This is a genomic window from Vibrio sp. TAP-3B (assembly GCF_057784735.1).
On record NZ_CM173495.1, the window covers coordinates 1,663,568 to 1,687,878 of the forward strand.

Consider the following 24,311-nt stretch of genomic DNA (forward strand, 5'->3'; position numbering starts at 1 on the left):
CAGTTTATTCATAGGTGAAATGAAAATTATCAATTTGAATCATTTTAGAGCATTAAATAAATTAGCCACAATGCTTTTTAGATAAACAGGCTCAACATGTTTACCATCTTCAACACTTTTTTCTGGCTGGGTTGGTTCAGTTTTGGCGGCCCAGCAGCTCATATTGGCTATTTCCGTCAAACCTTCGTAGAAAAACTCAAATGGATTGATGACAACGAGTACGCTCAAATTGTCGCATTGAGTCAGTTTTTGCCGGGGCCGGGGTCTAGCCAAGTCGGCTTTGCTTTGGGCTACAAACGTGGGGGGTTAGGTGGCGCATGCGCGGCTTTTATCGGCTTCACGCTTCCTTCTGTGCTGATCATGTTGACTCTAGCAATGGTGAGCAGCCAAATTACCGAAACAGATCTATTCCAAAATATCGTTCACGGCTTAAAGCTGCTCGCCGTCGTCGTGGTGGCGGATGCCACCTGGGGAATGTACAAAAATTTTTGCCAAAGCAAACTAACCGCTGGCTTGTGTGTGGCGACGGCCACGGCTCTCTTAGTTGTCCCAAGCATCATGACGCAAATGCTGGTACTGGTCGTGGCAGGTTTCATTGGAGCGCAATACCTAAAGAAAGAATCCGTACCTGAAAAACCGTTTAAACCATCTATCGCACCATTGGCACTATTTGCATTGCTTTTGCTCGGCTTACCTTTAGTGGCTCACACTTTACCTCTGCTCGGCTTGTTCAGTGATTTCTTCCAAGCAGGCAGTTTAGTGTTTGGGGGCGGTCACGTAGTGCTGCCGTTGCTGCAAAACATCGTGGGCGACCAGCTCAGCCAAGACGTGTTTTTAACTGGTTACGCTGCCGCGCAAGCGGTACCGGGCCCAATGTTTACCTTCGCCACCTTTATTGGTTATGAACTTTCGGCCACGCCGATTCTGGGCGCAATTGTGGCAACGCTTGGGGTATTTTTGCCCGGTTTTCTATTATTACTGGGGGTGCTGAAAAACTGGCAAGCGCTGGCTGGTAAACCTGCAATATCAGGTGCCATCAACGGCGTCAACGCATCGGTGGTTGGTTTGCTACTTGCGGCACTTTATCAGCCTGTATTCACTAGCGCAGTGGTTGCGCCAATCGATATAGCGGTGGTGATCGCTGGTTTTTATCTACACAAAAAGCTTAACCTTTCCGTATTATGGATGATTGTATTTTTTGTTGCTGCGGGTCTTATCACTGGCGCAATCTAAGCGCCAAAAATAAATAAACGCTTAACGGGCGCTTAAATACAAGTGCCCGTTTTCTTAGATAAGTTTAGCAATATTGGAGTATCCCCCCGACTAAGAGAGCATCACGAAGAGAAGATATTATCACGCCATATTTGCAACGTATCCTGACATATACGTAGATAGCCACACAGCCTCAATACACTTGATTCAAGAGCGTATACCATGGGTTAACTATTCAGCTTCTTCCTGTTAAACCATTGTTCATGCGAACTAACTTAACTGCATCATGACGAGAGTGTACGTCGAGTTTTTTATACAATTTATATATATGGCTTTTAACTGTGCTTTCAGATAAAAAAAGTCGCGAAGCAATTTGTTGATTTGAAATGCCGTACACAAGTAGCTCTAGAATCTGCTTTTCTCTGCACGTTAATTCATCATGCTGCTGCTCTTCGGATAAATTTGCATGCCTATAATTGAGAACTAACTTTTCTAGGTACATCCTTGGCAACCACAAGCCGCCTTTCAATACGTATTCCGCTCCATCACATATGTGTGTCACCGATGCGCTTCGGAGCAAGATTCCTTTTAACAACTTCCAATGCAGCAAGTCCGTTTGTACTTTTTCACATGGGACGTTATGGAGCATAAAAGACCACCCAAATAAGTCAAAATCCGGCAGCTTTCCTTGCATTTCAAGTTGACGCATAAAGTCGTAATCAATAAACATCAAGTCAATCTTGAGTGAATGGCTTTTGAAAACCAATTCATTAGGTTCCATTGTCTTAACTTCAACATCATGAATAGAAGATAATTGCTTTTCTATTAAATTACTTTGTAAACTCCTCTCAGCTAGCAATAGCAAGTGCTTCTTTTCCATAATCCCACCACATTAACTTACCTGTGTTTCGCTACACCCTGTTTGTGATTACAAGGAATAGCAAAAAGAATTTATTTTCATTTTAAGTAGAAAATATAGCACTTCAGAATGAAGTCGCATTAGTTTCTGATGCCGAAAAAGGCTTAAAAAGTACGACCACACTACAAACTTCATCCATACTTTTCAGTCATTAACCACATAAATACATGATTTATAATACTAAATAAAAGAACCGATAATTTGGCTAAAATTTCTCATAAACTGAGTGTGACTGATCAGCTCTGTTTCATAAAACTTATTACTTCTTTATATTGGCTTCATTTCATACTTGATGGGTACTTAAAATAAACTTAAAAAATAAACTTATGATTATATTTGTTTTTTCTACAACCTCTTAAAGCATTCCACTCAAATATTACCTTTCTACAGATAACATTCTCAATAATGAGAACAGCTTTCACTGATCCTTTCTTATAATTTCATCGCTTCCACCACAAAACTGAAGGAAGCAGTGATGAGAAGTTAAGTGCAGTCATTTTTAATTAAAAATAACAGGACATGGAGTAATCTTTATGACTCTAAACAAAACAGGGCTTGCTATCGCAATGTCAGCAATTTTATGCAGCGGTTCTCTTATCGCGAATGAAATCGATGATGGTGATGACAACATGCAATGGACTGACAGTGCAAATACCTCTATTGGTTTGTCTGACAGCTTAAATGACAATAGTGATAACAGCGCTTCACTAGGTGTAGGTGATAGCTTTAACGACAACAGTGATAACAGCGCTTCACTAGGTGTAGGTGATAGCTTTAACGACAATAGTGATAACTCAAATTCGAGCATGAACACGGCTCAAAGCCACAACGACAACAGTACATCTAATGCTAATGACAACAGTACTAGCGCTTCACTAGGTGTAGGCGATAGCTTTAACGACAACAGTGATAACTCAAATTCGAGCATGAACACGGCTCAAAGCCACAACGACAACAGTTCATCTAATGCTAATGACAACAGTACTAGCGCTGACCTTGATGTGAGCCTAACTAGTGATAGTAGTGATTCAAGTACTAACACTAACAGAAGCCACAACGACAACAGCGACTCTAGTACTACTGTAAGACGTAGTAACAACGACAACAGTGACTCTAGCATCAACAGTAGCTTTAACGATAACAGCGATAATCGTAATCAAAGCGACAACCGTAATCAGAGTGACAACCGTAGCTACGCTGATTCAAGCACAACAAACTCGAACAGCTTTAATGACAACAGCAACTATCAAAGCGACTCGAGCTCAACAAATGTTGATAGCTTTAATCAAGTCCATATGGATACAGACATGGTTGTTGCTAGCTCAAGCCTAATGGGTGGTGTTACAGGTGCATCTGTTATTTATGCAACTAACGCAGATGATACTCGAGTTCGAGTTGAAAACATGAACAGACTTGGTGGTCTTGGTGGTGCTGCTGGTATTACTACTGTTGGTCAAAATGCCGGCTCAAACTCACTTGTACAACAATCTGTTACAACTAATGCAAGTGTGTTTACTGGAGGTGAATAACCGACTAGTGGGAGAAAGCGATGCGTTTGGCAATCTGTACTTTGAGTATGATAGTTGCCTGCACTGCACTCGCTGATGACATTGCATTATCTGGCGGAGAAGTTAGCTTGGATATCATGAATGAATCAAGAGGCGGACAAAATGTTGAACTCGACTTGGTTTATGCAGAATCAGATATCAATGGTATTTCGTCAGATAATGTCGCGTCAAACACTGTGAGTGGTAACAATATACTATCAAGTGGAGCGTTCGCAGACAGTTCGGGTATATCAAACGTAATCCAGAACAGCGGAAGTAACGTTTTAATCCAGAACTCTACCGTCGTTAACCTGACACTCAAGTAAATAATATGAAAATATTACGTAACTTAACTTGGCTGATGCTCGTGTTCTCAGTATCAGCCAATTCATTAGAACTGCTACCTCATCGAGCACATTACTCAGTACCTGTAAAAAGTTATAAAGAGATAGTGTTTGGAGATGTATTTCGTCAGCAATATGACTTTAGTTGTGGCTCTGCTGCACTGGCGTCATTACTAACCTTTCATTATGCAACAAAATCATCTGAACAAGATATTTTTAAAAGCATGTTCGAGAAAGGTGATAAGAAAAAAATCAAAGAAAAAGGTTTTTCTTTGTTGGATATGAAAATTTATTTGGATTCTATAGGTTTAAGTTCAGATGGATTTCAAGTGGGATTGAAAAAAATTCGAGAAGTTGGCGTTCCTGGTATTACTCTTGTTAATTTTGATGGGTATATGCACTTTGTTGTAATCAGAGGGATAAATAACCATTCGGTGATTATCGGTGATCCTTCAAGAGGAACCATGACTATGAAACTTGATGAGTTTGAAAAATATTATCAAGGTATTGTGTTACTGGTCCGTAACGAAGCAGAAATGGGACGTTCTGGCTTTATTACTGATGACAAGTTTACGGTATATCAAAAATCCCCCTTAGAAACAGGGGTATCTAGAGACTCTTTAGGTGTATTTAGTATTACATTACCTATCTCCGGCGAAAATTAGTATTTGTGATGGGAAAACATTACGTGAAAGGCCAACATTATGAACGGTAATAATTTATTGTTAGTGCTTTGTATACTAATAACTAGTTTTAATGTAAGTGCTAAAAAACTCAGTCTTCAAGAACTTTCCCCTTTACCAGATTCATCTCTGGAAGAATATCGAGGCGGTTTTCAAGTGACGGACGACTATATTATCAATATTGGGTTAAGTATTACTACCACTATAAATGGTGATGATATATTGAACACAAACATTGCCAACCTAGTAATTGAAAATGGTAATTTAAAAAATATCAGCGCAAATAATGACAGTCAAAATGGAGATGTTTTAAACCAAGGTATTGTTAACATCATACAATTCGGTGAAGGGAATATTATTGGAGATGATTCTATAGGTTCACCAAAAATGCCGTCACCTCAAAAACCAAGTATAATAAGTTCAGAGTTTATAAATTCAAGTATTATAAATATTATTCAAAATACGAAAGATAACAGTGTTATTGGCCTAAGTACACTCGTTGACATTGATGCTCAAGTAAATGGTGTAATACAGGAGATCAAAGCAAACCAACAACTAGAAGATGCCTTGTTAAATCACCTTCAATGAGCACATTTCGTTTTCTATTGGAAATAAATAAAATAGTTACAAATAAATAGCACAAGCAATTATCAACATCTATAAATTCCTGATGAAATAAAATTCATAATACCAACCGGTGAGTATATTCCAGAGAATAAATACCTATTTTAATGTAATCAGGTCACTTCATAATACTAATACCAGATATTTAGAGATAAATTAGGCTCAAAACTAAAGGACCTAATATCCACGTTACAAATTAAAAGGGACTCGCACCGTTAATTGAAAGTCGGGCGTATCTTCAGTAAGCCCTGCTTGAGCACTGATATTGATAGATGAGCGTTGACTAAAGGCGTAGTTTATCCCAAAAGTCATCGCATCTAATTGAAGTAACTTTGCATCATCTGCCGATCTACCATTCACTTTACTTTTTAAAATTGTTTTATGGCTAAGCCCCAAAGAAAATGAAAGATCAGGATTCACCGCGAACCCCATCCCCCCAGAAAGAGAAATAGTGTCACCAAGTTCAACATCAGCTTTTGTATCGCCAACTGTAACAGTATCCTCTAAGTTATAAATGTAACTTAAACTAGCGAACAAAACTGCAGGGTCAACAGGGTGAATAAGAGATAAATTAGGCTCAAAACTCCAAAAACCCGAACCAGTAGGGACATCACTAAATGAGTTACTTCCGTCTTCAATAGAAACATCATAAGGCGATCGACCTGTATCTGATTTTATTCTCAGGCCACCTACCCAATATGGCGCAGACTCAAAGTTAAACTGATGCCTAAATGCGAACTCTAAATCACCAAGCCCTCCCCCATCCACTGTGGTGTTTACTACTTCACTGTCTGAACCATCTTGAATAGGGCGTGTGGAAACTTGATCATTACGATACACATATGGTACTCGAACCTCTAACTCTGTGGCATTTGTTAAACCATATCTTGCGGTTAAGCCAACGGTTACCGTTGTTCTATCCGAGTCACTCACTTCAATTCGCCCGACAATCAAAGTTGGTAGCACGGTATAACCAACAACAGATACTTTATTCGAAGAGTTCTGCGTATAACTTAAAGATGAATCAAATGACCATTTTCCCTTAGGTGTGAGAACCCCAGGACGCTCAATGACATCACCAACCGTTTGGGCGCGTTGAGGAATATCATCTCCTTCAGCACCATGTACATTTCCTGCAATAAATAAACTACAAAGATAGGTACCCAGTAAAGTCTTCCGTAACATCACATCTTTCCTTTTTCTGATGATCGTACCCAAGTAATCTCAGGCAGTAGCTTGAGGTGAAGCCCCCAACTTTTCAAAGTAACATCTGATAGTTACTTCAACACCACTACATAAATTCAGGTTTCTCGCTTTGAAGACATTAGGAGACATTTATGCTTATCTTCAACACTAAGCCACTAGTCTATAAACAATTAGAATAGATTCTAAGTTTTCGCAATATTATTAATAAAATAAATTGCTTACCTGTGCTCTTCGTATGAATTTGATATGACAGAGCAACTAAAAACCGTCTTCTCTTGTGTGTAACATCAATCACATTGTTGTTTAGATAGAAGCGCTTCGACTTCAATCATAACTAACGCTATCTTTCCCACATATTTCATCAAAATCCATTCCCGAGTCGGGATTTAACATGCTAGAGTTAACAATGCGTTAACAACTATAAGTACAACGAGAAGACATGGAGTCACATAAAATGAATCAGCCGAACCTAAATAGCGCTGCTGATTGCGCTCTCCCACCACCAAATGAAATGATTCTCAAATGGGCTAAAGAACGCCCAAATGAGGTCTATCTAAAACAAATTATTAACCGACAGTTTGTGGAATACACTTATGCAGAAGTTGCCGATCAAGCACTAAAACTGGTCAGTGCTCTACGCAATCTAGGGGTGCAACCTGGTGATAAAGTTGCTCTAGTCTCAAAGAATTGTGCTGAATGGTTCATCTGTGATTTGGCGATGATGCTCGGAGATTATGTCAGCGTGCCGATCTTTCCAACTGCCGTTGCGGAAACCATTGAATACTGTGTTACCCACAGTGAAAGCAAAGCGATTATTGCGGGTAAGTTAGATGACCCAACCGCAACTCAGCAGGTTATTAATGCCATGCCAGAGCTGATTAGTATCGCTTTACCTTACGATACCGCACCACAATGCCAGTACAACTTCAAAGCCCTACTCGAAGATGCAGTGCCAAGTAAAGAGCGTCCACTTCACCACGATGACAAGTTAATGTCTTTGGTATACACCTCGGGAACATCCGGACTGCCTAAAGGTGCCATGCTTACTTATGGTGCATTCAGTTGGTCCGTTCAACAGCTCATTAACCATATTGGTATTCAAGAGAATGATCGCCTGTTTTCTTACCTGCCTTTGGCCCACATTACTGAACGGGTTTACATTTTTGGCTCGTCGATCATGGGCGGCGTAACCACTGCATTTCCTGAATCTCTCAATACTTTTATTGAAGATGTCAAAATGCATCGGCCAACGTTATTTGTATCTGTGCCACGGTTATGGACATTATTCCAACAACGTATTCAAGATAAGCTGCCACAGAAAAAACTCAACTTCTTGCTGAAAATACCGTTCGTAAATTCATTAATTAAGAAAAAGCTAGCAGATGGATTGGGCTTGGATCAGGCTCGCGTATTAGGCTGTGGCTCTGCTCCCGTCTCACCAGCTCTATTGCAATGGTATCACTCGATCGGTCTGAATATCACTGAGGCTTGGGGGATGACAGAGTCCTTCGCGTATAGCACGCTCAACTACCCATTTAGAGCGGACAAAATTGGGAGCGTAGGTAATGCAGGCCCTGGCATTGAGCTAAAAATCGCGGAGGATGATGAGATCATGGTTCGCGGAAAAGGGCTATTTTCTGGTTACTATAAAAATGACATTGCAACCCAAGAATCATTTGACTCAGACGGTTGGTTACATACTGGTGATATCGGCGCCATTGATGCAGAAGGTTATCTAACCATTCAAGGCCGTAAAAAAGATACCTTTAAAACCGCCAAAGGCAAGTTTGTTGCCCCAGTACCTATCGAGAACAAACTGTTTGAGTACAGTCGTGTAGAAATGATGTGCTTAATAGGACTAGGGTTGCCAGCACCAATTCTTTTGGTTGTGCCACATGATTTCCCAAACTTCAATAGAGAACGTTATGCTCGCACGACACGAAAAGTCATCGCGAGAATGAATCAAGAACTGGCTTCTCACGAGCAAATCAAAGGCGTATTGATGATTAAGGACCCTTGGAGTATCGAGAATGGTGTGCTTACTCCAACCTTAAAAATTAAACGTCATGTACTGGAACAAAAGTATCATGACATTGGCCATAATTGGCCGAAGGGTGAATTAGTCGTGTGGGAAGAAGATTTATAATTTTAGTTGCACTTCTCAACTGGCATTGAGGAGTGTCGACTTCCTATGTTCAGGCCAATTCTCCAAAATGTTTTCATATTTCTTCGCCACTGATATATGCGCGATTAGAGCCGTTGAATTCAAGTTATCGATAATAAAAAGCCCCGCTCTAGGCGGGGCTTTAAAGTCATAGAGTTAACGTAAAGAATTACTTCTTAGCGTTACGCTCTTTAACGTCAGCAATTACTTGCTCAGCAACGTTTGCTGGACATGGTGCGTAGTGTGAGAACTCCATAGAGAACTGACCACGACCAGAAGTCATTGTACGTAGAGTACCGATGTAACCAAACATTTCTGATAGAGGTACATCACCCTTGATACGTACACCAGTAGATGCAGCTTGTTGATCTTTGATCATACCACGACGACGGTTAAGGTCACCGATTACGTCACCAACGTGATCTTCTGGCGTGAACACGTCAACTTTCATGATTGGCTCAAGAAGTTGCGCACCAGCTTTAGGCATCGATTGACGGAATGCACCTTTCGCAGCGATTTCGTATGCGATTGCTGAAGAGTCAACTGCGTGGAAACCACCGTCGAATAGTTCGACTTCTACGTCTAGAGTAGGGAAACCAGCGAGAACACCAGTATCCATCATGCTAGCGAAGCCTTTTTCTACTGCAGGCCAGAATTCTTTCGGTACGTTACCACCAACAACAGATGACTTGAACGAGAAGCCTGAGTTTGGCTCACCTGGTTTGATACGGTAGTCGATTTTCGCGAACTGACCTGAACCACCAGACTGCTTCTTGTGCGTGTAGCTGTCTTCGATTGCTTGAGTGATTGTTTCACGGTAAGCAACCTGAGGAGCACCTACTTCTAGCTCAACGCCGTAAGTACGTTTTAGGATATCAACTTTGATATCTAGGTGAAGTTCACCCATACCTTTAAGGATGGTTTCACCTGAATCTTCGTCAGTCTCAACTTGGAAAGATGGATCTTCTGCAACCATTTTACCGATCGCGATACCCATTTTCTCGCTGCCGCCTTTGTCTTTAGGCTTCACTGCGATAGAGATTACTGGATCTGGGAAGATCATTGGCTCAAGAGTACATTCATGTTTAGGATCACATAGCGTGTGACCAGTTTGAACGTTCTTCATACCAACAACAGCGATGATATCACCAGCTTGTGCTGAATCAATCTCGTTACGCTCGTCTGCGTGCATCTCAACCATACGGCCGATACGCTCTGTTTTACGAGTTGCAGCGTTAAGTATTGTATCACCTTTCTTCATCTTACCTGAGTAAACACGGATAAAGGTTAGCGCACCAAAACGGTCGTCCATGATCTTAAATGCAAGCGCACGTAATGGCTCGTCTGCAGATACTGTTGCAACTTCACCAGTCTGCTCACCAGTATCTGGGTCAGTTAGAGGCTGTGGATCAACTTCTGTTGGTGATGGTAGGTAATCAATTACCGCGTCAAGAATAAGCTGCATACCTTTGTTCTTGTACGCAGAACCACAGTAAGTTGGGAAGAATGCTAGGTCACGTGTACCTTTACGGATACAACGCTTGATGTCTTCTAGAGATGGCTCTGCGCCTTCTTCTAGGTAAGCCATCATTAGATCTTCGTCTTGCTCTAGAGCAGTTTCGATCAGCATTTCACGGTATTCTGCTGCTTTGTCTACCATGTCAGCTGGAATATCTTGAATTTCGTAGTTCTCTGGCTGGCCAGACTCATCCCATACGTAAGCTTGTTGGCTTAGTACGTCTACAACACCGACGAAATCTTCTTCGATACCGATAGGCAGCGTCATAACTAGAGGAGTTGCGCCTAGAACGTTTTGTACTTGATCTACAACTTTGTAGAAATCTGCGCCCATACGGTCTAGTTTGTTAACGAAGATCAGACGAGATACTTTTGATTCGTCAGCGTAACGCCAGTTGGTTTCTGACTGAGGCTCAACACCACCAGAACCACAGAACACACCGATACCACCGTCAAGTACTTTTAGAGAACGGTAAACTTCGATTGTGAAGTCAACGTGCCCAGGAGTATCGATGATGTTTAGACGGTGATCTTTCCAGAAACAAGTTGTTGCTGCAGACTGGATCGTGATACCACGCTCAGCTTCCTGCTCCATGAAGTCGGTAGTAGTTGTACCATCGTGGCTGTCGCCGATCTTATGGATTTTACCAGTTAGCTTTAGGATACGCTCTGTAGAGGTAGTTTTACCCGCGTCTACGTGAGCAAAAATACCAATGTTTCTGTATTTTGATAAATCAGTCATTGTCTTACTCTGTTAATAAGGTATAAAGTGCGCGCAGAGTATATCATATTCTGTCAATACTGATACCCTTGCGTGCGGATGGAAGAAAAAAAATTTAACGTGAAATTTCCGTCCTCAAAGCATAGCCAAACATCATGATTAATGTGTTTTATTCGCGAACGTTTGAAGACAAATTCAACATTTTGTGGACTTTTATTTAAGGGCGTTACAGCTCATCAAATGCTTCAATTGCTTCTGATAATTTCTTAACACCGTGGATCTGCATTCCAGGAATACCTCCTTTCGGCATATTTGCTGCAGGAACAATCGCTTTCTTAAAGCCATGTTTAAACGCTTCATTCAAACGCTCTTGCCCACTTGGCACTGGACGGATTTCACCAGCAAGCCCCACTTCCCCAAATACGACCACATCTTTTGGTAATGGGCGGTCACGAAAGCTCGATAATAGTGCCATCACAAGCGCAAGATCTGCGCTCGTTTCCGTTACCTTAACACCACCAACAACGTTAACAAAAACATCTTGGTCTGCCATTTGTAGGCCACCATGCTTATGTAACACGGCAAGTAGTAAAGAAAGACGGTTCTGCTCCAAACCTACCGCTACGCGGCGAGGATTAGCCAGTTGAGAGTAATCCACCAGCGCTTGGATCTCTACTAATAGAGGACGCGTACCTTCCCAAACAACCATAACTGAAGAGCCCGATGTTGCTTCTTCACCACGAGAAAGGAAAATAGCGGATGGATTACTGACCTCTTTTAACCCTTGCCCTGTCATGGCAAATACGCCAAGTTCATTCACCGCACCAAAACGGTTTTTATGACTGCGTAAAGTGCGGAATCGACTGTCCGTACCACCATCAAGCAGTACTGAACAATCAATGATGTGTTCAAGCACTTTGGGGCCCGCAAGAGTACCATCTTTTGTTACGTGACCAACAATAAATACCGCAACATTATTCTGTTTTGCGTAACGAGTCAGCGCCGTCGCCGATTCACGTACCTGTGCAACACTGCCAGGTGAAGATTGAACATCGGAGACGTGCATTACCTGGATTGAGTCAATCACCATAATACGAGGCTGCTCTTTTTCAGCAACTTGACAGACCTTGTCAACATTAGTTTCAGACAGCATTTTCAAATGCTCTTTTGGCAACCCCAAACGAGAAGCACGCATTGCTACCTGCTGTAAAGATTCCTCGCCTGTAACGTACAACGTTGGCATTTTTGCCGACAGACTGCACATCGTTTGTAAAAGCAGTGTTGACTTACCAGCTCCCGGGCTACCACCAATCAAAATCGCCGCCCCAGGCACTACACCACCACCTAATACACGATCAAGCTCTTTATAGCCACTGGTGAAACGCGGGACTTCTTGCAAGTCAATTTCTGATAGGGTTTGCACTGCCACTTCGGTTGCAGAGCCTGCATAACCTGTCAAACGTTCGTTGCGAGCAACCGTTGGCGATGCAGCGATACGTACTTCCGTAATCGTATTCCACGCGCCACACGCATTACATTGCCCTTGCCAACGTGGAAAGTCTGCCCCGCAATCATTACAAACATAAGCTCGTTTTGCTTTCCCCATGATGCCTCGATTTTTTCAACAAATGTGACTAAGCACAGTCAAGTCAGACTTAATCTGAAGTGAACTATTGATATACTTAAGTTTTACTTCGCTTAGTCGATATAATTTAAAATAACGCCATACTCTAACAGAAATAATGCAGCAATCTGAAATTCTCTCGCTCGCAGAACGACTCATTCCCGTTTATGGATCGAACGACGTTGATTTTGTCCTTGGTCAATTAACCGAGGAAGAGCCGCCTTCGACCAAAATCTTAGTCAAAATGGAACTAAACCGTTTAATGGCACCGTGCAAAAAAAGCATCGACTTGCGTGGCCGCGTTCAAGGCGAATGCCGAGAGTATATTTTGGATAGTATTCCGCACTGGTTGGACGATGTAGCTTTCAACGCTTACCACAAAAACATCAAAAAGTTTGGTCGCTATACCGAAGGCATGTGGGAAGCCTTAGTTAATACACGGAACAATTTCCGAGTAATGAATATACGCCCCACTCAAGAAAAAACGCAATCGTTAACGGATCCCAAAAGCCCTTTTTTGGCAGAGCCTGTTCACCTAGGGAATGACTTGAAGCGCCAAGAAAAACGGCTAAAAGTACAATCTCAGGTAAAAATATGCCGTTCGAAAGGTCAACTCCTTCATGGACTGAGTATCGACCTATCCTGCTCTGGGGCAAAATTCAAAGTGCCGAGTGCGTTTAAGTACAACCTTGGCGAAATCATCCAAGTCACCTTTACAGAACTCGCTAATCAATCTCAAGTCGCCGGAATCGAAAAGCCGCTAAGCTACCGTGTACTTGCCGTCGATGACTGTTACGAGAATGACGCGATTCGATACCTTAGGGCTATCCGCTTAACCGAGACCGACGTCATCACCCACGTTATCGATGAAGCTCTTAACAGCACCGCCAAGCGTACGCGCCACGACAATCAAGATAAAATTATTCGAGCTCGAACTCGTGGTTATGAACACATCGCCTTAAAGCACACTAGCAGCTTGCCTTTGTTCTTTGATGGTCGCGAGCTTAAGTTAGCCATGCTGACCCCGAATAATCAAAAACTATGGCAGTATTGGCACGATGAAAGAAACCAACAAGTGTTCGGCTCTTTATTTAATGAACAACGGGTCACCTCGCTCATCAAGCCCGGTGTAAAGGGAACAACGAATATTCTGTATTCATTTACCCACGAACACGAAAACCGAACGTACTTTTATTCAATGCTCCGGCCGGAAGCGACTCGAGAGCAGCGCCAGCTGTTTTGGCATCTAGGGGCTAAGCGAGAAAGCTGGCGTGTTTTTAGGGTCTCTATATTTGAACTCTCAGAAGAGGAAAAAAGAGACCTAACCACTTTCTCTCCTGAATTGGCCGATACCTCTCGGTCACTGACTCATATTGGTTTTTTGCAGGAAGTCGCGGATGAGAAATCAGCTCAAGACTACCTCTTAACGGAAAAACCTCGCATACCTTCAAATACGTTAAATTCATTCCGCCACACAAGAAAAATTACAGGGCACACGAAAGGCATTTATTTTGATGCAAAATCTCGTCGTAAAGAGCTACGGTATCGTTTTAAAACGCCATTAGAGTTGCATACAGGACAATTCAACACGGTCGGATGTACCGTCGATCTTTCGAAACGCGGACTCGGGATCTGGCTTGATGAGCCAATACGGTTACATTCAGGCCAAGAAGTTCAGATCAACTTTCGTGAGTTACAACTCTACGATAAAAACCTGCCTCTCACTTCAGTACCGTATCGAGTAATTCGAGTCAGCCCTGACGGTTATAGTGTTCAGTTGATGATAGATGAGAACAGTCAAACGATGAAAGTGATTGCATTTTTCAACAGTATTATCGAACACAACCAAAACAAACTCATCCCGCAAAAAGAAAGGTTGCCTAGCAATGCTCTACTTGAAAGACTGCACAGCATGTTGCTTTCAAGAACCGTAAGCACGCCTGTTTTTATTAGCAAGAATGCTTCCTCTTCAATCAAAACTCCCGTTATTGGTGTTAACGTGCCTTTACCGAAACACATTGAGTTGTTTGCCCGCCTTGGTCATGACCAATTGTTGTCTCTTGAACCGATTTTCAAAGGCCGGACAAGTACATTAATAGCAGAGCCGATAAAGCGTGTTGAAGGGGCACAAATGGGACATCAAGATCTCTATATCAGCGCACCCAAAGTAGGTAACCAGATTACAGCGATTGAGTCCAAGCTACATCAAGAGTTCAACAGCGTAACAGAGCGCATTCAATTTATAAAGAAAGCACGCATGATGGGAGAGTTCTACGTAATTCGCTTATCGACCGCGCCAATTTTCGACCCGATGACATCCTTATTACAGCAAGACTTAAGTGACTTAACAAAATTTGGAGTACATCAAGCCAGCAAGCTAGAAAAAGAGCTGACCGCATTAGTTGGCTATAGTGAGTTTGAAGACATTACCGACGAAGTGGTTACTCGGCTAGAGTTGACAGAGTAATCTCAACCAGAGTTGAACCTAAAAAATACCGTCAATCTTGGCGGTATTTTTATGATGAAAGATTATGGTTTTGCCTTCCAACTGACTTTGTGTTGTTTCACTAGTGCGCCAGACAAAATACAAAGCACCCCCCCTAAGCCTGCAAAGCGAATCGCAGATTGCGCTTGAGCTTCCACTTTAGGTTTTGCGTGGTACGCGATACCTAAGCCCGCCACCGACATCATCACAAGATCGTTAGCGCCATCACCGACAGCAACCGTGTTGTGCTGCTCAATTTCGTATTCATCCGCCAACTCCACCAGAATATCAGACTTCATCTGCGCGGTAACCACATCGCCAAGTACGTTCCCCGTGAGCTTACCATTAATGATTTCTAGCTGATTAGAGCGAGCAAAATCTAAATCGACTTTATCTTTGATATAGTCCGAGAAGTAAGTAAAACCACCAGAAGCGATCGCTGTTTTCCAACCTAACGCTTTAAGAGTCGCGATTAATGCTTCAAAATCCGGCATAAATGATAACCGGGACCGCACTTGTTCAAGGGTAGCTTCATCGGCACCTTTCAATTTACCAACGCGTTGGCGCAGGCTCTGCTCAAAATCTAACTCCCCTAGCATCGCACGCTCAGTCACTTCCGCCACCTCTTGCCCTACTCCAGCCAGTTTTGCAATTTCATCAATACATTCGATTTGAATCGCGGTTGAGTCCATATCAAACACAATCAAACCAGTGGTTGATAAGTCGGGTACTTCATTGAGGGAGGCATAATCCAAATTCAGGCTTTGTAAAATGGTTTCATGCTGAGGGGTAAGGTCTCCCGCCATTAAAGCCACTTCGTATTGACCCACTTTCCATGTTTCTAAAATCGGGTTATAAAAACCAGTGAAAAAGTCGATGTCTTCAAAGTGACGTGGAGAAAGGTACTCAGCAAAAACAACCCAGTTGGCTTTCGCTTTATCCAGCTGAGAGGCGAATAAAGTCTCGGGTAGTCGTTTTAAAAGTGTCGTATGTTTTCTGATAGGCAAGCTTTTTGACGCGTCCATGTATATAATCCCTTATGACTTTGCTAAAACGTTACCTCAACAAACTAAAAAGGCAAGTCTTTGTTTTGTTTTAAATGGATGAGTAAAGAGCATGAGTGAATCTTTGTTCTCAGTAAGGAATGCCCTAAGAACTCTGGCACTAATCCTACTGTGTGTGATGTTGTTTATCACGATAAAAAACAGTGTTGTGATCAGTAAGGGCAACGAAAAAATCCAAGCACAACAGCTTGAAACACTCACCAAGGTTCTGATTTCACAGGCGTCTCTTTCTGCCAGTGAAATGATTCTGACCAAAGACCAAGAGCGATTGCTAAAACTGACCAATCAATTGGCCCAAGATCGCTTGGTGTTTGATGCAACGATATATGATGCGCAAGGTGTGCGTTTGGCGTCCAGTGAAGGTGCATTATCAGTACGGGAAGTTTTGGGGTTAGACACTCCACTGGCTACCGCTTCAATTGGTCGCCAGCAATTGGTTGAGCCTGTGTTTGCTGATGATGCCATTATTGGTTTCGTACGTGTCACGTTTGAGACAGGGCGTGTTACCGCGATTTCTGATCATCATTATCGTAAGAGTGACCGTTACATGTATATGATGGTACTGATAAGCTTTGTGTGTGGCATGCTATTTATTATGATTTTACACCGACAACCTATTCGCCGTAAGAAAGGTGAAAACCTACTGCTTACCAAATGATTCGGTCTCGAACTGAATACCTAAAAAAACAGCCCGCTTGGTGCGGGCTGTTTTTATGTGTGTTAACCAACCATTATGCTTCGTCACCCAGTATTACCGAATCTAACGCAATCAGCATCATGTCATTAAATGTGGTTTGACGCTCATCCGAAGTCGTTTGTTCACCGGTCTTAATGTGGTCTGATACGGTACAGATCGTTAGTGCTTTTGCGCCATATTCTGCACATACCCCGTAGATACCCGCCGCTTCCATCTCAACACCAACGATGCCGTACTTGTCCATCACGTCGAACATTTCTGGATCTGGCGTGTAGAAAAGCTCCGCTGAGAATAAGTTACCGACTTTCACATCAATGCCACGTGCTTTTGCTGCGTCTTCTGCCGCGCGAACCATTTTGTAGTCTGCGATAGCTGCAAAGTCATGACCTTTAAAACGGATACGGTTAACTTTAGAATCCGTACACGCGCCCATGCCGATCACAACATCACGTACTTTGATGTCTTCGTTTACTGCGCCACAACTACCTACACGGATGATTTTCTTCACGCCGAAGTCTTTAATTAGCTCCGTCGCGTAAATCGAGCACGATGGGATACCCATGCCGTGCCCCATCACAGAGATTTTTCGTCCTTTGTAGGTGCCTGTGTAACCGAACATATTACGCACGTCACACACTTGAACAACGTCTTCAAGGAAGGTTTCTGCGATGTATTTTGCACGTAGCGGGTCACCTGGCATCAGTACTACGTCTGCGAATGCACCCATTTCAGCATTGATATGTGGAGTTGCCATTTTCTTTTCCTTAACCTTTCTCTAGCGCTCCGCGCTTAAGGCGATGTAAGCCAGAGTATTCTCATTTCCGACAAGCAGTACTTGCATACTGCAAACATAAAACTAGGAGCATTCAGCTCCCAGTTTTTGAATTTCCTATGAATTATAGAAAGTTCTTACCGTAACCCATTGGAGAAGTACCGAAGTAGCTCGCCAATGTTTGGCCGATATCTGCGAATGTTTCGCGGCGGCCAAGAGAGCCTGCTGGCACTTTTTGACCGTAAACCAATACTGGGATGTGCTCACGAGTATGGTCGGTTCCTGGCCATGTAGGGTCACAGCCGTGGTCAGCCGTTAGGATAAGCACATCATCTTCCTCCATTAGCTCTAATACTTCGTTAATTCGACCATCAAAGTACTCAAGCGCCGCTGCGTAACCTGCCACATCGCGGCGGTGGCCGTAAGCTGAGTCGAAGTCGACAAAGTTAGTGAATACGATGGTGTTGTCACCCGCTTCTTTAATCGCTTCTTTCGTTGCTTCAAATAGTGCTGGAATGCCTGTTGCTTTGGTTTTCTTAGTGATCCCGCAACCTGCATAAATATCTGAGATCTTACCGATGGAATGAACCTGACCGCCCTTCTCATCAAGCAGCTTTTGTAAGATAGTCGCTGATGGTGGCTCTACAGATAGGTCACGACGGTTACCCGTACGCTCAAATTGACCTTTACCCGGGCCAATGAATGGGCGCGCGATTACACGACCGATGTTGTAATCTTCTAGTTCTTCACGCGCAATTTGGCAAAGCTCTAGTAGACGATCTAGACCGAAGGTCTCTTCGTGACAGGCGATTTGGAATACAGAGTCCGCAGAGGTGTAGAAGATTGGCTGCCCAGTCTTCATATGCTCTTCACCCAAGTCATCAAGAACTTGAGTACCAGATGCGTGGCAGTTACCTAGGAAACCGTCAAGACCCGCGCGCTCAAGGATGCGATCCGTCAGCTCTTTAGGGAAGCTGTTTGCTTTGTCTGTGAAATAACCCCAGTCAAACAGAACAGGAACACCTGCGATTTCCCAGTGACCGGACGGCGTATCTTTACCAGAAGAAAGCTCTGCTGCGTGACCGTACGCACCAATGATTTCTGCATCTGCGTCTAGGCCAGGTGCGAAGCGACCTGTTGACTCTTTATGTGCCATTGCCAAACCTAACTTAGATAGGTTTGGAAGGCGAAGTGCGCCTTGACGTTGGTCGTTATCTGCTAAGCCTTTTTCGCATTGTTCTGCGATGTGGCCTAGTGTGTCTGAACCTACATCACCAAATTTCTCAGCGTCAGCGGTTGCACCAATACCGAATGAGTCTAGTACTAAAATAAATGCTCTTTTCATTGCTCGTTCCTTAGGCCCACTCGGCTTTTTATTATGGTTGAGTAGGCCTTGTGTAATTACTTGTTCTATTAAATATCTTCTGCACGAATTTGGCGGTAAACCTCTGGAGTTGGTGTGTACTCACCACCTACTTTGATTGCACTGCGCAGGGCTTTTGCCGCTTCTTCCCATTGCTCTTCAGTGCGAGCATGGATAACGGCAAGAGGTTTATCGCTATCTGCAACTTCACCCAAGCGGATGAACTCGTCGAAACCTACGCCATAGTCGATTTCATCAGTAGCAACACGGCGACCGCCACCCATAGCAACGACCGCCATACCAATAGCACGCGTATCCATCGCAGAAACAATGCCTGTTTGTGTCGCGTATACTGGCTTAATGATGTCCGCTTTCTCTAGGTAGTTATCGTAGTTTTCGACGAAGTCTGCTGGGCCGCCAAGACCAGCAACCATCTTGCCAAAACATGCTGCTGCTTTACCATTGTCTAGTGCTTCCATCAATTTCGCACGTGCGTCTTCTGTGTTCTTAGCCAGTTTGCCAAGTACCAGCATTTCTGCACAAGAAGCCATGGTGACTTCAAGTAGGCGTGGGTTACGGTATTCACCAGTTAGGAAACGAACCGCTTCACGCACTTCCACCGCATTACCTGCCGAAGAAGCCAATACTTGGTTCATGTCTGTCAGGATTGCGGTTGTCTTAGTACCCGCACCGTTTGCTACTGCAACGATTGATTTCGCTAGCTCTTCAGACGCTTCATAAGTTGGCATGAATGCACCAGAGCCGACTTTTACGTCCATCACTAGCGATTCCAGACCCGCCGCCAATTTTTTGGAAAGAATCGATGCCGTAATAAGCGAGATGTTGTCTACTGTTGCGGTAATGTCGCGAGTCGCATACACACGCTTATCGGCTGGCGCTAGATCACCCGTTTGACCGATGATCGCCACACCAGCGTCTTTGGTTACTTGACCAAAAATGTCGTTAGTTGGTGTGATGTTATAGCCTGGAATAGACTCCAACTTGTCGAGCGTGCCACCAGTGTGACCAAGGCCACGGCCAGAGATCATAGGCACGAAACCACCGCATGCAGCCACCATAGGACCCAGCATCAGCGAAGTGACGTCACCCACACCACCAGTAGAATGCTTGTCGACAATGGGACCACCGAAGTTCATGTGACTCCAGTCGATAACCATGCCAGAGTCGCGCATTGCACACGTCAGCGCGATACGCTCATCCATGGTCATTTCATTAAAGAAAATCGTCATAGCAAACGCCGCGATCTGACCTTCAGATACCGTGTTATTTGCTACGCCTTGAATAAAGAAGTTGATTTCGTCTGCGGTAAGTTCTTCGCCGTCACGTTTTTTACGAATGATTTCTTGTGGTAAATACATTAGTGCCTCCCACGCCTTAGCAAGCGATGGTTTAAGTAGAATAGAAGAGGTGGGTAGCACCCACTTAGGTGCTACCGCTCAGACGTATAGTTGGAATTAGTACGCTGCTGGATCAGCAGTTTCGTCTGTCACTTCTAATGTATTTAGCAGGTTTGTTAGCAGGCTAGACGCACCAAAGCGGTAATGACGAGCATCAACCCAGTTGTCACCGAGAATTTCGTCAGCCATTGCAAGGTATGCTGCCGCATCTTCAGCAGTACGCACACCACCAGCAGGTTTGAAACCAACCGTTTCAGCAACACCCATGTCACGAATCACTTCAAGCATCATGCGTGCGTATTCTGGCGTGGCGTTGACTGGCACTTTACCAGTTGAAGTTTTGATGAAGTCAGCACCTGCTTCAATACAGATTTGAGATGCTTTCTTGATTAGTGCTTCTTCTTTTAGCTCACCAGTTTCAATGATGACTTTCAGAAGAATATCACCACAAGCCTCTTTACATTGCTTAACCAGTTCGAAGCCGACTTTCTCATCACCCGCCATTAGCGCGCGGTATGGGAACACGACGTCAACTTCGTCCGCACCGTAAGCAATCGCCGCTTTTGTTTCAGCAACAGCGATTTCGATGTCGTCGTTACCGTGTGGGAAGTTGGTAACGGTTGCAATGCGAACCTCTGGCGTTCCTTGCTCACGAAGTGTCTTCTTAGCAATAGGAATAAAGCGAGGGTAAATACAGATTGCAGCGGTGTTGCCTACTGCGGTTTTCGCGTCATGACAGAGTGAGATCACTTTTGTGTCAGTGTCGTCATCATTCAGCGTGGTTAGATCCATAAGTTTAAGTGCACGTAGTGCTGCTGCTTTTAAATCGCTCATTTCTATCTCCGATCAATATTCAAAAAATTCACTATTCAGCCTTACATCACGTCTCTAACTATAATCCACCAGTCGAGACAATGTGAGTAAAGGGCTAAACAGTCTATTAATGAACGGACTTGGTTCCCTGAAGACTCGGCATATACAGCGAAAATATCATATACCAATTGCTATCCTTGTCACCGCACAGTACCTGTTTGGCTTATGGCACTACAATCTATGATTGCGGTGTCTTACATATCACATCACACAGCAAAACGCTTACTAGATCTGATATTGATGGGCAATTCATTCGCCCATCGATTATGTAATATTCATTGCGTGATTAAGCATCAGCCTTAACCACTATTCTGTGATTACTACATTATAGAGTTTCACCGCAAAACTGCAGCACTATATGGAGCGCAAACGGTTTGTATCTCAAAATTTCCAAGCCTCTTTTATATCGACTGATTGACCCCCATTTATCGGACTCAATTATCGAAAAAATTTAGCTTTAAAAACAAAAAATGCCCCGCAGCAATTTCTTGCTACAGGGCATGATGTAAACGGCGTCTATATATTAAGAACCGATTCTAATTAAAATGCTGCAAGGCTTAGGCAGAAGCCTGCAATTGTCGCTGCCATTAAGTTAGACAACGTACCTGCAAGAACGGCTTTAATACCCATACGAGCAATGTCACTACGACGGTTAGGTGCAAGGCTACCTAGACCACCAAGTAGGATCGCGATAGAAGAAAGGTTCGCGAAGCCACATAGTGCAAATGAGATGATAGCGGTCGTCTTCTCAGACATTACTTCACCAGTTGCCGCAACGACTTGAGCATTCTCACCTAAGTATGGTACGAAGTTCAGGTAAGCAACGAACTCGTTTACTACGATTTTCTGACCGATAAATGAACCCGCGGTTACCGCTTCAGCCCATGGAACACCGATTAGGAATGCGAGTGGAGAGAATGCGTAACCTAGGATGAGTTCTAGTGTTAGTTCTGGCATACCGAACCAACCACCGATGCCACCTAGCATACCGTTGATCAATGCGATTAGACCAACGAACGCGATTAGCATTGCACCAACGTTTAGCGCAAGTTGCAGACCAGAAGCCGCTCCTCCCGCTGCTGCGTCAATGACGTTAACCGGTTTGTCGTCGCCACCGTCCATCGCTTCTTCGATGTTTTCATGAGGCTGATCAGTCTCAGGATGAAGAATTTTAGCGAACAGTAGACCACCAGGTGCTGCCATGAATGACGCGGCAACTAGGTACTCGAGAGGTACCCCCATTGATGCGTAACCAGCCAATACACCACCAGCAACAGAAGCCAGACCACCACACATTACCGCAAACAGCTCTGATTGAGTCATTTTTGGAACGAACGGACGAACCACCAGAGGTGCTTCAGTTTGACCGACGAAAATGTTAGCGGCAGCTGACATTGATTCTGCACGAGAAGTGCCCAACGCTTTTTGTAGTGCACCACCAAGAATCTTGATAACCCACTGCATCGCGCCGATATAGTACAGAACTGAAATCAGTGCAGAGAAGAAGATCAGTGTAGGAAGAACACGGAATGCGAAGATGAAGCCACCGCCACCGAATACTTCGAACATCTTGTCAGAAACAAGACCACCGAACAGGAATGATGAACCATCGTTACCATAGTTGATAACGTTAGAAACACCAGAAGAGAAACCGTTTAGTAGATCACGGCCCCAAGGTACATAAAGAACAAATGCACCTAATACGAATTGGATAGCGAATGCGCCAGCCACGGTTCTTAGATTGATAGCTTTTCGGTTATTAGAAAATGCAAATGCAATAGCAATAAGCACTACCATACCGACTAGGCTCATAAACAGGCTCATAGTTTATGACTTCCTTATAAGTTATTTATTGGCGTGTTACAAAATGGAGCTATAAAGCAGGAGCAATTATACTCATGCGGAATCAATTAAAATAATGCTAGCCTCACATTTTCCTATAAGATCTATCATTGATTCAATCGTCTTTGTGAGTCACGTCACAACAAGCAAGTAAGCGTTTTTAATTTCAAACAGGATTTTTAGATTTTATTAACATATAGAGAATGCAACGTTACTATTTTCCCACAGCTGGCAAGCAATCGAATGTCTTTCTCCACTATGCAACTCTACGAGCTCATTAAAAACGTGAACGAGTTGTGCCGGGTGATTCGCCTCCCCTTGATGCCCAAGTATAGGCATATCTGGTGCATCGGTTTCGATTACCATGTGTTCGAGTGGTAATTTTTGAATTGCGTCGCGTGTTTTCTTCGCTCTTGGGTAGGTGATGGTTCCTCCTACACCGATAAAAAAACCTAATTTGACCCACTCCATTGCTTGCTGATAACTCCCAGAGAAAGCATGTAGCACACCGCCTCGAGGGAGCTTCGCCGCTTTAACCATTTGGATAAGGCGATTGTGCGCTTTTCGGCTATGTAAAATAACAGGGAGTTCGAAGCGTCTAGCCAACTCAAATTGAACTTCAAGTGCCTTTTCTTGCAACTGTGGGTCAACATCAATGCCAAAGTCTAGTCCACACTCTCCTATTGCCACGCACTGGGAAGCATTTTGTTTTAGATAATGTTCCAATTCAGCAAAGTGTTGTTCAACGTTATCTTCAAGAAAATACGGATGAAACCCAAGAGCGTAATACAAATTGGCGTGTTGCTCTGCCAAGGTTTGAATGCGAGCCCAGTTTTGAGGTCCCACTGAAGGAATCAGAATTCTTGCCACGCCTTGCGTTTGAGCAATCTGAAGCTGATGCGTAAAGTCTCCTTGGAATACATCAAAGTCAAAGTGACAATGGGTATCAAAGAGCTTCATCTTGAGGCTTTTTATCTGTACTGGCAGGCTGAGAATCAGAAGATGGCAGGGCTTCACTGTTCTCTTCATTTTGATGGGCAGGGTCTTTTCGATACGGAACGCAGCTGCGTTTTTGATCGGGGGTTAGCCCCATCTCCTTGCACCAGTCGTCGTAACGCTTCAATCCTCGTTTAAACCAGTTCATATCTCATCCTCATATAAAAACGCCCTTGGCTAAGTTTATAGCCAAGGGCGTTTTAAAATCTAGTTTGCGTTAAAGCTTACCCAAACCGCTT

20 protein-coding genes are annotated in these 24,311 nt (G+C 43.6%); 8 read left to right on the forward strand and 12 right to left on the reverse strand.

What is annotated here, in order from left to right; genetic code table 11:
- The first annotated feature begins 96 nt into the window (after window positions 1–96).
- Window positions 97–1,233 (forward strand): chromate efflux transporter, encoded by a 1,137-nt coding sequence (chrA, locus tag AC3D28_RS07830; protein ID WP_488534446.1) that lies wholly within the window; start codon window positions 97–99, stop codon window positions 1,231–1,233.
- Window positions 1,234–1,447: 214 nt separating this feature from the next.
- Here the strand turns inward: chrA and AC3D28_RS07835 are convergent, their stop codons facing one another.
- Complete coding sequence (locus tag AC3D28_RS07835; protein ID WP_488534447.1) at window positions 1,448–2,092, reverse strand: helix-turn-helix transcriptional regulator; 645 nt, start codon at window positions 2,090–2,092, stop codon at window positions 1,448–1,450.
- Between the two features lie 572 nt (window positions 2,093–2,664).
- Between AC3D28_RS07835 and AC3D28_RS07840 the strand changes: the two genes are divergently transcribed.
- From AC3D28_RS07840 to AC3D28_RS07855, 4 genes are read left to right on the forward strand one after another with little or no spacing between them, the layout of a single operon-like run.
- A complete protein-coding gene (locus AC3D28_RS07840; RefSeq protein ID WP_488534448.1) occupies window positions 2,665–3,660 on the forward strand; it encodes a dentin sialophosphoprotein in 996 nt (331 codons plus the stop codon).
- A gap of 20 nt (window positions 3,661–3,680) precedes the next feature.
- Complete coding sequence (locus tag AC3D28_RS07845) at window positions 3,681–4,004, forward strand: carbon storage regulator (protein ID WP_098414925.1); 324 nt, start codon at window positions 3,681–3,683, stop codon at window positions 4,002–4,004.
- A 5-nt stretch (window positions 4,005–4,009) separates the two neighbouring features.
- Window positions 4,010–4,687, forward strand: a complete 678-nt coding sequence (locus AC3D28_RS07850; RefSeq protein ID WP_098414924.1) for a C39 family peptidase — start codon at window positions 4,010–4,012, stop codon at window positions 4,685–4,687.
- A gap of 39 nt (window positions 4,688–4,726) precedes the next feature.
- Complete coding sequence (locus AC3D28_RS07855) at window positions 4,727–5,293, forward strand: hypothetical protein (protein WP_488534449.1); 567 nt, start codon at window positions 4,727–4,729, stop codon at window positions 5,291–5,293.
- Between the two features lie 225 nt (window positions 5,294–5,518).
- Here the strand turns inward: AC3D28_RS07855 and AC3D28_RS07860 are convergent, their stop codons facing one another.
- Window positions 5,519–6,514, reverse strand: coding sequence for a transporter (locus tag AC3D28_RS07860; protein ID WP_488534450.1), 996 nt, complete (start codon window positions 6,512–6,514; stop codon window positions 5,519–5,521).
- Between the two features lie 475 nt (window positions 6,515–6,989).
- On the opposite strand from AC3D28_RS07860, the gene AC3D28_RS07865 reads away from it, so the two are divergent.
- Window positions 6,990–8,681: an AMP-binding protein gene (locus AC3D28_RS07865; protein ID WP_488534451.1), complete on the forward strand. Its 1,692-nt coding sequence runs from the start codon at window positions 6,990–6,992 to the stop codon at window positions 8,679–8,681.
- Window positions 8,682–8,868: 187 nt separating this feature from the next.
- Here AC3D28_RS07865 and fusA read toward each other — a convergent pair whose 3' ends face one another.
- Window positions 8,869–10,959: an elongation factor G gene (gene fusA, locus AC3D28_RS07870; RefSeq protein ID WP_488534452.1), complete on the reverse strand. Its 2,091-nt coding sequence runs from the start codon at window positions 10,957–10,959 to the stop codon at window positions 8,869–8,871.
- A gap of 205 nt (window positions 10,960–11,164) precedes the next feature.
- Entirely contained in the window at window positions 11,165–12,544 is a 1,380-nt protein-coding gene (gene radA, locus AC3D28_RS07875) for a DNA repair protein RadA (RefSeq protein ID WP_488534453.1), read from the reverse strand.
- A 136-nt stretch (window positions 12,545–12,680) separates the two neighbouring features.
- Between radA and AC3D28_RS07880 the strand changes: the two genes are divergently transcribed.
- Window positions 12,681–15,029 (forward strand): PilZ domain-containing protein, encoded by a 2,349-nt coding sequence (locus AC3D28_RS07880; protein WP_488534454.1) that lies wholly within the window; start codon window positions 12,681–12,683, stop codon window positions 15,027–15,029.
- 62 nt (window positions 15,030–15,091) lie between these two features.
- Here the strand turns inward: AC3D28_RS07880 and serB are convergent, their stop codons facing one another.
- The gene (gene serB / locus AC3D28_RS07885) at window positions 15,092–16,072 is read right to left on the reverse strand and encodes a phosphoserine phosphatase (protein WP_488534455.1); all 981 of its coding nucleotides are present in this window, start codon (window positions 16,070–16,072) and stop codon (window positions 15,092–15,094) included.
- 91 nt (window positions 16,073–16,163) lie between these two features.
- Here serB and AC3D28_RS07890 point away from each other — a divergent pair, with 91 nt between their 5' ends.
- Window positions 16,164–16,769 (forward strand): YtjB family periplasmic protein, encoded by a 606-nt coding sequence (locus AC3D28_RS07890; protein ID WP_098414916.1) that lies wholly within the window; start codon window positions 16,164–16,166, stop codon window positions 16,767–16,769.
- Window positions 16,770–16,842: 73 nt separating this feature from the next.
- On the opposite strand, the gene deoD is transcribed toward AC3D28_RS07890, so the two are convergent.
- From deoD to AC3D28_RS07925, 7 genes are all read right to left on the reverse strand, one after another.
- Window positions 16,843–17,562 carry a purine-nucleoside phosphorylase gene (gene deoD / locus AC3D28_RS07895; RefSeq protein WP_098414915.1) on the reverse strand — a complete coding sequence of 240 codons (720 nt, stop codon included), beginning with the start codon at window positions 17,560–17,562 and terminating at the stop codon, window positions 16,843–16,845.
- 142 nt (window positions 17,563–17,704) lie between these two features.
- On the reverse strand, window positions 17,705–18,925 hold the full coding sequence (locus AC3D28_RS07900; protein WP_488534456.1) for a phosphopentomutase: 1,221 nt from the start codon (window positions 18,923–18,925) through the stop codon (window positions 17,705–17,707).
- A 68-nt stretch (window positions 18,926–18,993) separates the two neighbouring features.
- Entirely contained in the window at window positions 18,994–20,322 is a 1,329-nt protein-coding gene (deoA, locus tag AC3D28_RS07905; protein ID WP_488534457.1) for a thymidine phosphorylase, read from the reverse strand.
- Window positions 20,323–20,418: 96 nt separating this feature from the next.
- A complete protein-coding gene (deoC, locus tag AC3D28_RS07910; RefSeq protein WP_488534458.1) occupies window positions 20,419–21,195 on the reverse strand; it encodes a deoxyribose-phosphate aldolase in 777 nt (258 codons plus the stop codon).
- Between the two features lie 579 nt (window positions 21,196–21,774).
- A complete protein-coding gene (locus AC3D28_RS07915) occupies window positions 21,775–23,058 on the reverse strand; it encodes a NupC/NupG family nucleoside CNT transporter (RefSeq protein ID WP_488534459.1) in 1,284 nt (427 codons plus the stop codon).
- 207 nt (window positions 23,059–23,265) lie between these two features.
- Window positions 23,266–24,036, reverse strand: a complete 771-nt coding sequence (locus tag AC3D28_RS07920) for a TatD family hydrolase (RefSeq protein ID WP_488534460.1) — start codon at window positions 24,034–24,036, stop codon at window positions 23,266–23,268.
- Window positions 24,023–24,220, reverse strand: coding sequence for a DUF5363 family protein (locus AC3D28_RS07925; protein ID WP_098414910.1), 198 nt, complete (start codon window positions 24,218–24,220; stop codon window positions 24,023–24,025). The genes AC3D28_RS07920 and AC3D28_RS07925 overlap by 14 nt, the downstream gene beginning before the upstream one ends.
- Window positions 24,221–24,311: the final 91 nt, after the last annotated feature.

Coding starts and splice junctions, on each gene's coding strand:
- fusA (WP_488534452.1), bottom strand. CDS start 10,959: ATGACTGATTTATCAAAATACAGAAACATTGGTATTTTTGCTCACGTA.
- deoD (WP_098414915.1), bottom strand. CDS start 17,562: ATGGCAACTCCACATATCAATGCTGAAATGGGTGCATTCGCAGACGTA.
- AC3D28_RS07845 (WP_098414925.1), top strand. CDS start 3,681: ATGCGTTTGGCAATCTGTACTTTGAGTATGATAGTTGCCTGCACTGCA.
- AC3D28_RS07865 (WP_488534451.1), top strand. CDS start 6,990: ATGAATCAGCCGAACCTAAATAGCGCTGCTGATTGCGCTCTCCCACCA.
- AC3D28_RS07855 (WP_488534449.1), top strand. CDS start 4,727: ATGAACGGTAATAATTTATTGTTAGTGCTTTGTATACTAATAACTAGT.
- AC3D28_RS07900 (WP_488534456.1), bottom strand. CDS start 18,925: ATGAAAAGAGCATTTATTTTAGTACTAGACTCATTCGGTATTGGTGCA.
- AC3D28_RS07915 (WP_488534459.1), bottom strand. CDS start 23,058: ATGAGCCTGTTTATGAGCCTAGTCGGTATGGTAGTGCTTATTGCTATT.
- AC3D28_RS07890 (WP_098414916.1), top strand. CDS start 16,164: ATGAGTGAATCTTTGTTCTCAGTAAGGAATGCCCTAAGAACTCTGGCA.
- AC3D28_RS07925 (WP_098414910.1), bottom strand. CDS start 24,220: ATGAACTGGTTTAAACGAGGATTGAAGCGTTACGACGACTGGTGCAAG.
- AC3D28_RS07920 (WP_488534460.1), bottom strand. CDS start 24,036: ATGAAGCTCTTTGATACCCATTGTCACTTTGACTTTGATGTATTCCAA.
- AC3D28_RS07860 (WP_488534450.1), bottom strand. CDS start 6,514: ATGTTACGGAAGACTTTACTGGGTACCTATCTTTGTAGTTTATTTATT.
- AC3D28_RS07840 (WP_488534448.1), top strand. CDS start 2,665: ATGACTCTAAACAAAACAGGGCTTGCTATCGCAATGTCAGCAATTTTA.
- chrA (WP_488534446.1), top strand. CDS start 97: ATGTTTACCATCTTCAACACTTTTTTCTGGCTGGGTTGGTTCAGTTTT.
- serB (WP_488534455.1), bottom strand. CDS start 16,072: ATGGACGCGTCAAAAAGCTTGCCTATCAGAAAACATACGACACTTTTA.
- deoA (WP_488534457.1), bottom strand. CDS start 20,322: ATGTATTTACCACAAGAAATCATTCGTAAAAAACGTGACGGCGAAGAA.
- AC3D28_RS07850 (WP_098414924.1), top strand. CDS start 4,010: ATGAAAATATTACGTAACTTAACTTGGCTGATGCTCGTGTTCTCAGTA.
- AC3D28_RS07880 (WP_488534454.1), top strand. CDS start 12,681: ATGCAGCAATCTGAAATTCTCTCGCTCGCAGAACGACTCATTCCCGTT.
- deoC (WP_488534458.1), bottom strand. CDS start 21,195: ATGAGCGATTTAAAAGCAGCAGCACTACGTGCACTTAAACTTATGGAT.
- radA (WP_488534453.1), bottom strand. CDS start 12,544: ATGGGGAAAGCAAAACGAGCTTATGTTTGTAATGATTGCGGGGCAGAC.
- AC3D28_RS07835 (WP_488534447.1), bottom strand. CDS start 2,092: ATGGAAAAGAAGCACTTGCTATTGCTAGCTGAGAGGAGTTTACAAAGT.